11 protein-coding genes are annotated in these 13,158 nt (G+C 74.6%); 3 read left to right on the top strand and 8 right to left on the bottom strand.

Annotated features, from left to right (window positions below; genetic code table 11):
• Positions 1-5: 5 nt before the first annotated feature.
• The 4 genes from ACH35V_RS12190 to ACH35V_RS12175 form a co-directional block, all read right to left on the bottom strand.
• Positions 6-1,157, bottom strand: coding sequence for an acyl-CoA dehydrogenase family protein (locus tag ACH35V_RS12190; protein ID WP_395972075.1), 1,152 nt, complete (start codon positions 1,155-1,157; stop codon positions 6-8).
• A gap of 103 nt (positions 1,158-1,260) precedes the next feature.
• Positions 1,261-3,303, bottom strand: a complete 2,043-nt coding sequence (locus ACH35V_RS12185) for a substrate-binding domain-containing protein (protein WP_395972074.1) — start codon at positions 3,301-3,303, stop codon at positions 1,261-1,263.
• 94 nt (positions 3,304-3,397) lie between these two features.
• Positions 3,398-4,717, bottom strand: coding sequence for a protein kinase (locus ACH35V_RS12180; RefSeq protein ID WP_395972072.1), 1,320 nt, complete (start codon positions 4,715-4,717; stop codon positions 3,398-3,400).
• 408 nt (positions 4,718-5,125) lie between these two features.
• Positions 5,126-5,455 carry a DUF3099 domain-containing protein gene (locus ACH35V_RS12175; protein ID WP_395972071.1) on the bottom strand — a complete coding sequence of 110 codons (330 nt, stop codon included), beginning with the start codon at positions 5,453-5,455 and terminating at the stop codon, positions 5,126-5,128.
• Positions 5,456-5,558: 103 nt separating this feature from the next.
• On the opposite strand from ACH35V_RS12175, the gene ACH35V_RS12170 reads away from it, so the two are divergent.
• On the top strand, positions 5,559-5,771 hold the full coding sequence (locus ACH35V_RS12170) for a dodecin (RefSeq protein WP_395972070.1): 213 nt from the start codon (positions 5,559-5,561) through the stop codon (positions 5,769-5,771).
• A gap of 48 nt (positions 5,772-5,819) precedes the next feature.
• On the opposite strand, the gene ACH35V_RS12165 is transcribed toward ACH35V_RS12170, so the two are convergent.
• Both ACH35V_RS12165 and ACH35V_RS12160 read right to left on the bottom strand, forming a co-directional pair.
• Complete coding sequence (locus ACH35V_RS12165) at positions 5,820-7,202, bottom strand: metallopeptidase TldD-related protein (protein ID WP_395972726.1); 1,383 nt, start codon at positions 7,200-7,202, stop codon at positions 5,820-5,822.
• Positions 7,203-7,207: 5 nt separating this feature from the next.
• Positions 7,208-8,707, bottom strand: a complete 1,500-nt coding sequence (locus ACH35V_RS12160; protein WP_395972069.1) for a TldD/PmbA family protein — start codon at positions 8,705-8,707, stop codon at positions 7,208-7,210.
• A gap of 219 nt (positions 8,708-8,926) precedes the next feature.
• Between ACH35V_RS12160 and ACH35V_RS12155 the strand changes: the two genes are divergently transcribed.
• A complete protein-coding gene (locus ACH35V_RS12155) occupies positions 8,927-9,631 on the top strand; it encodes a beta-ketoacyl-ACP reductase (protein WP_395972067.1) in 705 nt (234 codons plus the stop codon).
• A 5-nt stretch (positions 9,632-9,636) separates the two neighbouring features.
• Entirely contained in the window at positions 9,637-10,422 is a 786-nt protein-coding gene (gene fabI, locus ACH35V_RS12150) for an enoyl-ACP reductase FabI (protein ID WP_395972065.1), read from the top strand.
• 73 nt (positions 10,423-10,495) lie between these two features.
• Here fabI and ACH35V_RS12145 read toward each other — a convergent pair whose 3' ends face one another.
• Both ACH35V_RS12145 and ACH35V_RS12140 read right to left on the bottom strand, forming a co-directional pair.
• Positions 10,496-11,122 carry a hypothetical protein gene (locus tag ACH35V_RS12145; RefSeq protein WP_395972063.1) on the bottom strand — a complete coding sequence of 209 codons (627 nt, stop codon included), beginning with the start codon at positions 11,120-11,122 and terminating at the stop codon, positions 10,496-10,498.
• A gap of 105 nt (positions 11,123-11,227) precedes the next feature.
• A complete protein-coding gene (locus ACH35V_RS12140) occupies positions 11,228-13,039 on the bottom strand; it encodes a helix-hairpin-helix domain-containing protein (RefSeq protein ID WP_395972724.1) in 1,812 nt (603 codons plus the stop codon).
• Positions 13,040-13,158: the final 119 nt, after the last annotated feature.

Raw genomic sequence — 13,158 nt, 5'->3', positions numbered from 1 at the left:
CCGGGTCAGACCTGGAGGTCCTTGGCGATGATGGTCTTGAGGACCTCGCTGGTGCCACCGTAGATGCGGGTGACGCGGGCGTCCGCGTACAGCCGCGCGATCGGGTACTCCAGGATGTAGCCGTAGCCGCCGTGCAGCTGCAGGCACTTGTCGACCACGCGGCCCTGCACCTCGGTGCAGAACAGCTTGGCGACGGCGGCGTCGGCGGGCGTCAGCTCCCCGGCGTCGAGGGCCTCGATGCAGCGGTCCACCAGCGACCGCGCGGCCTCGACCTCGGTGGCGCACTCGGCGAGGACGAACTTGGTGTTCTGGAACGACGAGACGGTCTTGCCGAAGACCGTCCGGTCCTGCACGTACCTGCGGGCGAACTCCACGGCGGCCGCCGCGGACGCGTAGGAGCTGGTCGCGATGCCGAGACGCTCTTCGGCCAGGTTGTGCGCCAGGTACTCGAACCCGCGGCCCTCCTCGCCGAGGAGGTCGTCCACCGGCACCCGGACGTCGGTGAACGACAGCTCGGCGGTGTCGGAGCTGCGCAGCCCGATCTTCTCCAGCTTGCGGCCGACGGAGTAGCCCTCGCTCCCGGTGTCCACGGCCAGGATCGACAGGCCCGCGCGGCGGTTCTCCGGCGCGGCGGGGGAGGTGCGGGCGACGACGAGCACCCGGTCGGCGAGGACGCCGCCGGTGATGAACGTCTTGGCGCCGTTCAGGACGTAGTGGTCGCCGTCGCGGCGCGCGGTCGTCCGCATCCCGGCGAGGTCGGAGCCGGTGCCGGGCTCGGTCATCGCGATGGCCGTCATCATCTCGCCGGACGCGAACGGCGGCAGCCACCGCTTCTTCTGCTCGTCGGAGCCGTATTTCAGCAGGTAGGGCAGGACGAGGTTGACGTGCACCGCGTAGCCGCCGAAGCCCACCCCGGCGCGGGCGCACTCCTCGGACACCACCGCCTGGTACTTGAAGCTGGTCTCGCCCGCGCCGCCGTACTCCTCGGGGACCTGGATGCCGAGCACGCCGAGTTCGCCGAGCCGCCGGTAGAAGTCGCGCGGCGGGTGGCCCGCGTCCTCCCACTCGCCGTAGACCGGCGCGACCTCGGCCTCGACGAACGCCCGGATCATCTCCCGGAACGCCTCGTGGTCCTCGTTGAACAGGGTGCGGCGCACGCGGGTCCCCTTTCGCTCCCTGGCCTGGCAGAACGCACAACCTAACTCGAACCATATTCTAGAATCAATCGCGGCGCGGATGGGAACCCGGCGGATTCGTCGGTCAGCACTCCGGTTCGCAGACGCGCCTGGACAGCGCCTTGAGGAAGAGGTCCTGGACCTGGCCCGGCGTCTCGGCCACGTAGGCGTCGCCGTTCGTCAGCCGCGCGATCCGCCTCAGCTCCCGGACGTCGACGTCCGGGCCGTACCCGAACATGTTGATCAGGACGGGACGCTCCGGGTCGTGCCCGCGGCGAATGTGGTCCAGGGCCTCGGCGAGCGAGGGGCCCTCCGGGTCCTCGTTCCTGCCGTCCGTCCAGAGGAGGACGGAGTTCACGTACTCCGGCTTGTAGGTCCGCTTCATGTGGTCGAACGCGGCCATGACCGTGTCGTACAGGCCCGTCCCGCCGCCCCTCTTGACCCTGATCTGCGCGAACGCGCTGAGCACGAGCTGGCGGCGGGTGGCGGAGCCGAGCCGCTCGTCCAGGGGGCCGACGCTCACCAGTTCCCGCCAGTCGCGTCCGCCGCCCAGCTTCGTGGAGAACACCCACTGGCCGAGCTCGCTGTCGCCCGGCAGCAGCGACAGCCCGCCCTGCGCGGTGCGGACCGTCGACTGCAGCCGCGTCACGCCCGGCGCGACCCGCTCGTTCATGGACCCGGAGACGTCGATGACGCTCAGCATCCGGATGCTCAGCGACAGCTGCGCCCACTGCTGCATGGTGCGCCGCACCTCCGCCGCCGGCGCGGGCGGCAGCGCCTTCGGCGCGCCCGGGTTCAGGCCGGTCCGCTCGGAGAACGCGGCGGGCGCGGCGCCGTCGGGCGTCCGGAACCCGAGGCTCCGGACGTCGTCGCGCGTCTCCCCGGACGAGAGCGCCTCCCACAGCAGCCTGCCCGCGCTCACCGTCGCCGGGTCCTTCGACAGGACGGTGACGGGATGGTCGAGGAACACGGTCCCCTCGGCCGGATACACCGCGGTCGCGGGCTCGGGCGGACGCCGCGCGTTGTAGGCGAACACGGCTTGCTCCGGCGCGAGCGCGACGGGATAGCGGTCGTCGCCGCCCGCCTTCCGGAACGCGTCGAACTCCGCCTTCACCGACGCCACGACCCCCTCGCGGAACGTCCGCACCACGCCGGTGAACAGCGCCCGGCCCTCGGCGTCGCCCGACAGCAGCGCGCTGGCCAGGAGCAGCGCGCCCATCCCGGTGGCGTCGCGGTCGGGGTCGGGGACCTGGAGCCGCAGCAGCCGCGGCGGGATCACGCCGCCGCCCCCGCCGACGCCGGGCCCCCGGTCGGAGTTCCCGGCCGTCCCGGCCGCCGCCAGCAGCTCCCGCCAGGTCGGCCGCGCCGGCGCCCCGAGGTTCCGCAGCTGCGCCGCCAGCCCGCGCGGCATCGCCAGGACGATCGGGGCCGACGCCATCCCGCCGAGCCGGACGAACGGCCCCGTGGCGGTCGGCGCCGTGCCGATCGGCCCGGTGGCGGTCCCGTCCCGGCCGGTGCCCTCGACGAGCTTCGTCCAGAGGGACGAGTCGGGGATCCAGACGTCCGGCGGCTCGGTGACCCCGGCGCTGCCCCGGCCGGACAGCAGCGTCGCGACCGCGGCCGGTTCGGCCGGCCGCACCAGGGCGCGGGCGCACCGGCCAGCGACCTCGTGGCGGTCGTCGTTGAACCGCCGCGCGGCCCGGATCACCGCGGGCGCGACGTCCGGGGCCGCGGCCACCTCGACGGTGAGCGCGCCGTCGCCCGAGCACTCGCCCGCGCGGGACGCGAGCGCGTACACGCCGAGGCCCGCCAGCAGCATCAGCCCCGCGGCCCCCGCGAGCGGCCCCAGCAGCTCGCCGCCGACCCGCTTCGGCGGACGGAACGAGCGCCGGCGCCACCAGGCCGATTTGGCGGCCGCGTGCGCCGGCCCCGGCCGCCTGCCGGTCCGCCCGGCGCCCCCAGCGGCGGTGGACGTGTCGCCCGCAGCCACGCCCGCACCGCCCACTGCCGTGCCCGACGGGAAGCCGCCCAGGTAGGAGGTGCCCAGGAAGGTGTAAGTGCTGCTGGTCCCGCCCGTTCCCGGCGGGTTTCGGGGCGCCCACTCGGGCATGTCGTCGCGTCCGTTCATCGCCGATCTCCATGAGACACATTGATGATCTGTCTCAGTAGGGGCAGGTGTGATGTTCGTCTCATCGGTGTCGTCCGTCAAGGGGTCCGGCGGTTCAGGACCGGACGGGGACTTCTTCGAGCAGCGCGGTGAGGCCCGCCGCGCGTCCGGGGGAGACCTCGCCGGGGGCCCGGCCGGCGATGGCCGCGCGGATCCGCTCCACCCGCCCGCCGAGGTCCACCGGCTCGCCGCCGTCCACCTGGTTCAGCAGCGTGCTGACCTCGCGGGCCAGGTCGGCGCCGAACCGCGTCCCGACCTCGCCGGCCGCGATGCCCACGTCGATCGCGCGCCGCATCCGCGCGAGCGCGCCGACCGTCACGGCGCGCGTCTCAGCCGCCGGGACGGCCGGGCCGGGCGGGACCGCCGGTGCGGACGGCGCGGGCGAGCGTCCGCCCGGATCTCCCGCGGAACCGGACGGCGGCGCCGCGCCGGACCGGTTCGGCAGCGGCGGCAGCGCCACGCCGCGCGGTGCGTCCGGCAGCGACGTGATCACCCCGAGCGGGGCGAGGACCAGCGCGAGCACCGCCGCGGCCGCGCCGCCGAGCGCCGCCGCCCGCCCGGCCCGTCCCAGCCCGCGCCACCGCGATCCGCCTCGTCCGGCGGCGGGGGAGCCGGGCATTTCCACCGCTGGAAGAAACGCCGTGTCCGTGGCCTCGGCCGTCAGGATCCGGGCGATGTCGGCGGCGCCGGGCCGCTCGGCAGGGGCGCCGGCGCGGCAGCGTGCGGCCAGGCCGACCAGGTCGGCCTGCACGTCCCCGGCGTCGATGGCAGGCGCTGCGGCCTCCGGGTCGCCGGTGAGGCATTCGGCGAGGATCCGCCCGAATGCCACCACGTCCTGAGCCCGCCCGGACGGCGCGTCCGCAGCCTCCCCGGCCTCCGCGGCTTCCTCGGTGAGGGCGCCGGTGAGGCCGAGGCCGAGGAGCTTCACGCCGTCCGCGGTGAGGAACACCTGGGCGGGCCTCAGATCGCCGTGCACGATCCCGCAGGCGTGGACGGCGGTCAGTGCGTCGGCGAGCTGCGCGCACACGTCCACGGCCTCCTGAGCGCCCGGCAGCCCCCGCGTGAGGCGCTCCGCGAGGGACTCGCCGCCGAGGTACTCCGTCACCGCGTACGCCAGCGCGTCTCCTTCGGAGCCCTCCGCCTCGCCGTAGTCGTAGGTGGTCACGATGTTGGGGTGGGCGAGCGCGGCGGCGGCGCGGGCCGCGTCCCTGAGCCGCCGCCGCAGGTCCCGCCTGGTCCGCCGGACGCCGACGACCGTCACGGCGACGCGGCGGGCGAGCAGATCGTCGCGGGCGGCCCACACCTGCGCCGGGCCGCGCCGCTCGAGGCGGCGCTCCAGGCGGTAGCGGTCGTCCAGCCGGAATCCTGGGTCCACGAGACCTCCCCTCGGGCGGGGGACTGCGGGTGCCGGTGCCCAGGAGTACGCAGCGCGGGCCGGATCGGATCGGTCCAGGAGCGTCCCGTCCTGACGGACGGTTCCGGATTTCGGGCCCTGGCCGGACCAGGCCACCGCCGGGGCTTGCCTTCTCCCGCGGATGCGCTACGGCCGAGGTGGGGCGTTCAAGGACGCGTCACGGGCGGGTCATCCGCGACCCGTGGAAGTCCCAGGAGATACCCCGGACATTGAAAAGCGGCGCCGGGTGGATACGGGGGCAATCCACCCGGCGCCGCATCATCGGTGTTCCGACGGGGGCCCGGAACACCGGCACGGGCGCTCCGACGGGGGACCAGAGCGCCGGTACAAATCGTACACCGAAACCCCCCGCGGTTAGTCAAGAGAATGTCACGACCCGATTTCTGGTCGCTGTCCGGAAACCGGCTTCTGTTCGCGCCCTTGCGGGTCGCCGAAGGTCGCGGAGGGGGTCGGCTCCCGTCCGCCGTTGGCGAAGACGACCGCGATGTAGGGCAGGAAGAGCGCCCCGACGATGAGAAGGATCACCACCCACACCGGCGCGCCGGCCACCGCGGCCAGCACCGCGCCGACGAAACAGCCCGTCCGGACGCCCATGGACATCAGATAGCGCCGCTGCCGGTGCCCGATGTCGTCCGACAGTGGGAGCGGCGCGTCGGTGACCGTGTAGACCGCCGGCGCCCGATGGTGATTGACCCTCACGTTTCCACGGTAAGCCCAAGGGGACCGGCAGGCGACAGCAGTACGGGTCAAAAGGCAGCACGGGTCAGAAGGCAGGGACTCGTGCACGCTCGGGAGGAACGAGATGACCGATCGCACGTACCGGGTGACGGAGATCGTCGGGACCTCGCCGGAGTCGGTCGAGGCCGCCATCCGCAACGGCGTCAGGCGCGCCGCGCAGACGCTGCGGCACCTGGACTGGTTCGAGGTGACCGAGGTCCGCGGCCAGATCGAGGACGGTGAGGTCGCCCACATCCAGGTCACCATGAAGGTCGGCTTCCGCCTGGAAGACACCTGAGCGGCACGGCCGCGCGCCGGCGTGACGCGCGCGGCCGTGCCGCACGGCTCACGTCGCCTTGCTCACCGTCGACATGTGGAAGTCGGGGACGCGCAGGGCGGGCATCGCGGCGCGCGTGAAGTAGTCCGACCACTCGCGCGGCAGCGTCGGGACGGTCCCGCCGACCTCGGTGAGGCGTGACAGCAGGTCGACCGGGCTCTCGTTGAACCGGAAGTTGTTCACGGCCCCGACGACCTCGCCGTCCTCGACGAGGTAGACGCCGTCGCGGGTGAGGCCGGTCAGCAGCAGGCTCTGCGGGTCGACCGTCCGGATGTACCACAGGCACGTCAGCAGCAGCCCGCGCTCGGTGCGGGCGATCATCTCCTCCAGGGACGCGCCGCCGTCCGGCCCCGTCATCGCGAGGTTGTCGATGGGCGGGGTGAGCGGCAGCCCGGTGCGCTCCGCCGAGTGCCGCGTCTGGGTCAGCGAGGCGAGGTCGCCGTCGCGGATCCAGTCGGTGGCGCCGAGCGCGAGGCCGTTGTCGAACACCGACTCCTCGCGGCTGGACGCGTGCGCGACCACGAACGGCGCGCACTGCAGGCCCGCCGCGGCCGGGTCGCTGGACAGGCTGACGGGCAGGCTCGCGAGCTTCTCGCCGACGCGGGTGCCGCCGCCGGGCGCGCTGAACACGGTGCGGCCGTCCAGGGCGTCCTGCGCGCCCGCCGACCAGTACAGGTAGATCATCAGGTCGGCGACGGCGGACGGCGGCAGGATCGTCTCGTACCGCCCGGCGGGCAGGTCCACGCGCCGCTCGCCCCACGTCAGCCGCCGGTCCAGGTCGGCGGTCAGCGCGTGGACGTCCACGTCGGCGAAGTCGCGGGTGGCGACGCCCGCCCACGCCGAGCCGCCCGCGCCCTTGGCGTTCAGCTCCAGCAGCCCGGTCGGCTGGACGTGCCGCGCCCGCAGCCCGGCCGAGTTCCCGACGAACGTCGAGGTCACGACGTGGTTGGCGAACCCGTACAGGCGCCGGTCGGCGGACTCCGCGGCGGCGAACGCCTCGCCCAGCGCGGGCGCGAACCCCTCGTACACGCCGATGCCGGTCTCGGCCGGGTCTTCGTCCCACGCCGCCGACGCGGCGGCCGGGCCCTCGGCGACGAGGGGACGGGCGTCCTCGGCGGGCTCGCTCCCGGCGGCGTCGGCCTCGGCGGCGCGCACCAGGTCCTCGATGCCGCCGGCGTCCACCGCCGACCGCGACACGACGCCCGCGGCGACGCCGCCCGCGGTGTTCCGCAGCGCGATGACGGTGAGGCGGCTGGAGCGCGTCACGCCGTTGGTGGTGAGGGTGTTGCCCGCCCACCGCAGGTTCGCGGTGCTCGCCTCGTCGGCGATGACGACGCAGTCGTCCGCGCGGGACAGCTCCAGCGCCCGCTCCACGGCCTCGTTCGGCCTCATCCCGGTCACTGCCCGGCCTCCTTCAGCGCGTTGAGGATGTTGACGCCGCGGAACAGCGCCGACGGGCAGCCGTGGCTGACCGGCGCGATCTGGCCCGGCTGGCCCTTCCCGCAGTTGAACGCGCCGCCGAGCACGTACGTCTGCGGGCCGCCGACGGCTTCCATCGAGTTCCAGAAGTCGGTGGTGGTGGCCTGGTAGGCGACGTCGCGGAGCTGCCCGGCGAGCCGCCCGTTCTCGATGCGGTAGAACCGCTGCCCGGTGAACTGGAAGTTGTAGCGCTGCATGTCGATCGACCAGCTCTTGTTGCCGACGATGTAGACGCCGCGGTCGACGCCGGAGATGAGCTCGTCGGTGGACGGGCCGTCCTCGGCGGGCTGGAGCGACACGTTCGCCATCCGCTGGATCGGCATGCTGGACGCCGCGTCCGCGAACGCGCACCCGTTGGAGCGGCCGGCGCCGGTGAGGCGGGCGATGCGCCGGTCGGTCTGGTACCCGGTAAAGCGTCCCTCGGCGATGATGTCGAACGCCTGGGCCTCGACGCCCTCGTCGTCGTAGCCGATGGTGGCGAGGCCGTGCTCGGCGGTGCGGTCCCCGGTGACGTTCATGACCTTCGAGCCGTACTGCAGCTCGCCGAGCTTGTCGGGCGTGGCGAACGAGGTGCCCGCGTAGGCGGCCTCGTATCCGAGCGCCCGGTCCAGCTCCGTCGCGTGCCCGATCGACTCGTGGATCGTCAGCCACAGGTTGGACGGGTCGACGACGACGTCGTACACGCCCGGGTCGACGGACGGCGCCGCGAGCTTCTCCGCCAGCAGCTCGGGGATCCGCGCCAGCTCGCCGTCCCAGTCCCAGTGGTCGCCGGTCAGCCATTCCCAGCCGTACCCGGCGGGCGGCGCGAGCGTCCGCATCGTGTCGAACAGCGGGCCGGAGATGCCGACGGCGTCCACCGCGGGGTACAGGCGGACGCGCTGCTGGGTGGTGACGGTCCCGGCCAGGTCGGCGAAGAACTTGTTCTCCTTGACCTGCATGAGGGTGGCGTCCACGTGGTCGACGCGGTCGTCGTCCAGGAGGCGGCGGCTCCACCCGGCCAGCAGCGCGATCTTCTCGCCGGTCGGGACGTCGAACGGGTCGATCTCGTAGGCGGAGACCCAGGTGCGCTCTCCGTGGACGGGTTCGGGGGCCAGCTCGATGGGTTCGCGGTTGACGGGCTCGGCGACGGCGGCGACCTCCACGGCCTGCGCGGCGACGCGGGCGGCGCCGCCGGCGGTCAGGTCGATGCCGGCGGCGAAGCCCCAGGTGCCGTCCTTGACGACGCGGACGGACAGGCCGACGTCGTCGGCGTCCAGCGCGGTCTCCAGCGCGGCGTCGCGGAGGTTGAGCGTCTGGCTGCGGATGCGTTCGAGGCGGAAGTCGGCGTGCTCGGCGCCCAGCTCCCGGGCCCGGGTGAGGGCCGCGTCGGCCAGCGCGCGGAGCGGCAGCGCGGTGAAGGCGGGATCGATGTCATGCACCCTCCGCAACCTACCGCCGCCGCCGCCCGCGTTCCGCCCCCGGTTCCGCGCGCGGAACACGCCGGATCGATCACGCGTGAACATCGCGCGTGAACAAAGCGGGGTCGGCGGAAGTTGTCGGTTCGGCACATCCGCAGGGCGGCGCCCGGCCGCTAGTGTCGTGCCGCAGCCAACGCGGCAGCCTGAACGGGAACGCGCAGCCTGAACGAGAGGGTCCTGATGAGTCGCTCTGTCCTCGTGACCGGGGGTAACCGGGGCATCGGCCTGGCCATCGCCCGCGAGCTCGCCGCGGCGGGCGACGCCGTGGCGGTCACCTACCGGTCCGGCGAGCCCCCGGACGGCCTGTTCGGCGTCCGGTGCGACGTGACGAGCGCCGAGGACGTCGACGCCGCGTTCGGCAAGGTCGAGGCGGAGCAGGGCCCGGTCGAGGTGGTCGTCGCCAACGCCGGGATCACCAAGGACACCCTGCTGGCGATCATGAGCGAGGAGTCGTTCACGTCCGTCATCGACACGAACCTGACGGGCTCGTTCCGCGTCGCCAAGCGCGCGGTGAAGAGCATGATGCGCAAGCGGACCGGGCGGATCGTGCTGGTCTCGTCCGTGGTGGGCCTGTCCGGCTCGGCGGGGCAGGCGAACTACGCCGCGTCCAAGGCGGGCATGGTCGGGTTCGCCCGGTCGCTGGCCCGCGAGCTCGGATCCCGCGGCGTCACCGTGAACGTCGTCGCGCCGGGGTTCGTCGACACCGACATGACGGCGGTGCTGACCGAGGACCAGCAGAAGGCCATCACCGCCTCGATCCCGCTCGGCCGGATCGCCAGGCCGGAGGAGGTCGCGAAGGCGGTGCGGTTCGTGGCGAGCGAGGACGCCGCCTACATCACCGGGGCCGTGATCCCCGTGGACGGCGGACTGGGAATGGGGCACTGACGGTCATGGGCATTCTCGAAGGCAAGCGGATCCTGGTCACCGGCGTCCTCACCGACGCCTCCATCGGCTTCCACATCGCGCGGGTCGCGCAGGAGCAGGGCGCCGAGGTGGCGCTGACCGCCTACCCGCGCCCGTCGCTGACGGCGCGGACCGCGAAGCGGCTCCCGTCAGGTCCCGACTCGCCGCCGCCGGTGATCGAGCTGGACGTGACGGACACCGCGCAGCTCGACGCGCTCGCCGGGAACCTCCGCGACAACGGCTTCGACCACCTGGACGGCGTCGTCCACGCGATCGCGTTCGCGCCGCAGACCGCGCTCGGCGGCACGTTCCTGGAGACGCCGTGGGAGGACGTCGCGACCGCCGTGCACGCCTCGACGTACTCGCTGAAGTCCTTGACGATGGCGTGCCTGCCGCTGATGAAGGACGGCGGCTCCGTCGTCGGCCTCGACTTCGACGCCACCAAGGCGTGGCCGGTGTACGACTGGATGGGCGTGGCGAAGGCCGGCCTGGAGTCGTGCGCCCGCTACCTCGCCAAGTACCTGGGCCCGCAGGGCATCCGGGTCAACCTCGTCGCCGCGGGCCCGCTCGCCACGATGGCGGCCAAGAGCATCCCCGGGTTCGAGGGCATGACGGAGATGTGGCCGAAGGCGGCGCCGCTCGGCTGGGACATCAAGGACAGCGAGCCGACCGCGCGGGCGTGCGCGGCGCTGCTGTCGGACTGGTTCCCGGCGACGACGGGCGAGATCGTCCACGTCGACGGCGGACTGCATGCCGTCGGGGCCGCGGGCTGAGCGCGTCCTCCCCGGACATTTGGAGAGGCCCGTCCCACCGCGCGGGAGGGGCCTCTCGCTCCGGAAGGGCCGGTCAGCGGACTCTGCGGCGGAGGGCGCGGGCGGCGATGTTGAGGTTGAGGGCGGCCACGGCCCCCGCTGCGCCGGCCGCGGCGGCGACCCACAGCATTTGACCGCTGTCGCTCCCCGACGCCGCGACGGGGGAGACGAGCCGCGTCTGCGGCCCGGCGGCCGTCCCCGGCGGCCCGTGGGCGTCCGGAGCGGTGGCGAGTTCGGGTGCGGGCAGGGTGCCGGGCGGCAGGGACGACTCGGGCGGCGGGCCGCCCGCGTACGGCGTGAACTCCCTGGAACCGGACGGCCCGAACGACACCTGGCCGCCCGGAGCCGCAGGGGCCTCGCGGGGCGCCTTCTCCGGCGCCTTCGCGCCCTTGTTCCCGGACCCTGGCGCGGGCTTATCCGGTTTGTCGGGCGTCTTCGGCGGGGTGGGCTCCGGTTTCGGGGCGGGGCTCGTCGGGAGCAGCGCCTCGCGCAGGTTGCCGAGGTTGCACGTCCAGTTCTCGATGGTGCTCGCCGGGTCCGTGCCCTTCTTGCAGGTGTCCGCCGCGGCGGCGTCCGCCGCGGGCGCGGGCAGGAGCAGGACGAGCGCGCCCGCCGTGACCGCCGCTGACGCCGAACCGAGCCGCCTGAGCCGATGGGGCATGTCGCTCCTCCACCCGATGCCGGTCCTCACCGTTGTTGACATCGTGTCCCATACGGATGGGTCCCTAAACCGTGAAACGACGGTTTCTTTACCCCGTCGCGACCCTCACTGGATCACGAGCCTCGCGAGCCTGGTGCGCCGCGCGGGCGTCCCGCCTTCGCGGACGGCCTTCGCCAGCCCCGGCCCGGCCGCCTGCACGACCGACAGGTGCCGCCCGGCCAGCCCGAACGCGGTGGCCACCACCGAACGGGACAGGCCCTCGGGCGACATGACCGCGACCACGGCGGGACGGCGCGTCCCGCGGGCCTGCGCGACCGTCAGCGCCCAGCCGTGCCGCAGCCGGGACGCGTCCGCCGGGGCGACGACGGCGGGGCCGCCGGGGAACTCGACGTCCAGGCCGTGCGCGCCGCCGCCGGTGACCGTCCCCGTCTCGCCGAGCGGGGCGTGCGGCAGCGCCGCGGCGACGACCACCCGGTCGCCCGGGTCCATCCCGCCGAACTTCCCGGGGCCGGGGTTCAGGCGCGCCTTCAGCGCCGCGTTCAGGGCGGTGGCGCCCGCGTCGCCGCCGGAGGCGGGCGCGACGACCTGGACGTCCTCGACCGGGATCCCGAGCGCGCGGGGAATCGAGTCGGTGACGAGCTGGACGGCGCGGTGCACCGCCTCGCCCGGGCCCTCGGCGGGCACGATGACGACCTCGCGTCCGGGCGCGTCCACGGCGACGAGCTCGCCGCCGCGCACCGCCTCGGTCAGCTCGCCGAGCGGCTCGGACGGCGGCGCCGCGTCCAGCATCACGACGGGCACCGTCTCGGACGCCTCCAGATCGTCCAGCGGCCGGCCGGGCCCGGCGGGCGGCGGCGCGTCCGGCTCGGCGCACAGCACCAGGTGGGCGCCGTCGGGGCACGCTTCGACCAGCACGGCGCACAGCTCGACGTCGAGCGCGGACGCGTCCGTCACCAGGATCAGGTCGAGTTCGAGGGGGTTCTGTTCGCCGCGCCCGTAGACGACGGCGCCCGGCGCGGCGGACGGGTCGTCCCGCGGCTCCAGCAGCCGGTGCAGGCTCGTCACCGCGACGCCGTCACCGGCGCCGAGGCCGGCGGCGGCGCGGTCGGTGGGCGCGGCGACGGCGGTGCGGACGCCCTCGCCGGCGGCGGCCGACGCGATCACGAGCGCGGCGCCCGCGAGGTCGCCGGGCGTCCCGCGCAGGACGCTCACGCCGGTGCGCAGCGCGGCGGTGAGGGCGAGGGAGCGGTCCTCGGGCAGGCCGTCGCGCAGGTCCTTGATCGCCGCGTCGTCCAGCAGCGGCACGGCCGTGAGCGTCAGCCGCTGGAACCCCTCGGCCGCGGCCTCCTCCGCGAGCGCCCACCGCGCCGGGCCGAGCGTCTCCTCCGGCTCGGGCGGCTCGGCGTCCTCCTCGAACGACTCCTCGCCGAACTCGGGCTCCTCGGTGAGCGTGAGGACCTCCGCCTCGTCCAGCGCGGCCTCCACGGCGCCCTGCGGGTCGGCGACCTGGACGCGTTCCAGCGCCGACACCACGTCGGCGGCGGGCGTGACCGTGTGGCCGCCGCGCGCCGCCTCGGTCAGCACGTGCAGGACGAGGGCCCGCCCGCGCCGCGGGTCGTCGGGCCGCGCGTCCGGGCCGAGCAGCGCGCGGGCGAAGTGGTCGGCCTGCCGCGGCCGGACGCCGGGGACGCGCAGCAGCCGCCACGGGTCCTCGCGCAGCCGCCCGGCGGCGCCGGGTCCGAGGCGGGCCGCCGTGCGGGCCGTGAGCGGCGCGGGGACGCCGGTCTCGGAGAACAGGTCGGTGAGGGCGCGCAGCCCCTCCTGCGCGGTCGGCTCCGCCCGGACCGGCGGCGGTTCCTGCGCAGGCCCGCCGGGCGGGGCGGGCGGGGCAGCGGCGGCGGCCTCGGCGGCGCGCATCGCCTCCGCGGCGCGCGCCGCCCGCTCGGCCGCGGACGGCGCGCCATCGTGTTCGGAGGCGTGTTCAGAGGCGTGTTCAGAGGGGTGCTCAGGGGTGTCGGTCACGGGCTTCCCGTCGC

Origin of the sequence: Actinomadura sp. 1N219 (genome assembly GCF_044326405.1) — a bacterium.
Lineage (GTDB): Bacteria > Actinomycetota > Actinomycetes > Streptosporangiales > Streptosporangiaceae > Spirillospora.
The sequence above is the reverse complement of the archived record's forward strand: the minus strand, read 5'-3'. Positions and strand labels throughout refer to the sequence as shown.

Bases quoted from the DNA above. Each gene is read 5' to 3' on its own strand.
- ACH35V_RS12165 (WP_395972726.1), bottom strand. From the start codon at position 7,202: ATGAGGCCGAACGAGGCCGTGGAGCGGGCGCTGGAGCTGTCCCGCGCG.
- ACH35V_RS12170 (WP_395972070.1), top strand. From the start codon at position 5,559: ATGACCGATCGCACGTACCGGGTGACGGAGATCGTCGGGACCTCGCCG.
- ACH35V_RS12155 (WP_395972067.1), top strand. From the start codon at position 8,927: ATGAGTCGCTCTGTCCTCGTGACCGGGGGTAACCGGGGCATCGGCCTG.
- fabI (WP_395972065.1), top strand. From the start codon at position 9,637: ATGGGCATTCTCGAAGGCAAGCGGATCCTGGTCACCGGCGTCCTCACC.
- ACH35V_RS12185 (WP_395972074.1), bottom strand. From the start codon at position 3,303: ATGAACGGACGCGACGACATGCCCGAGTGGGCGCCCCGAAACCCGCCG.
- ACH35V_RS12140 (WP_395972724.1), bottom strand. From the start codon at position 13,039: ATGCGCGCCGCCGAGGCCGCCGCCGCTGCCCCGCCCGCCCCGCCCGGC.
- ACH35V_RS12145 (WP_395972063.1), bottom strand. From the start codon at position 11,122: ATGCCCCATCGGCTCAGGCGGCTCGGTTCGGCGTCAGCGGCGGTCACG.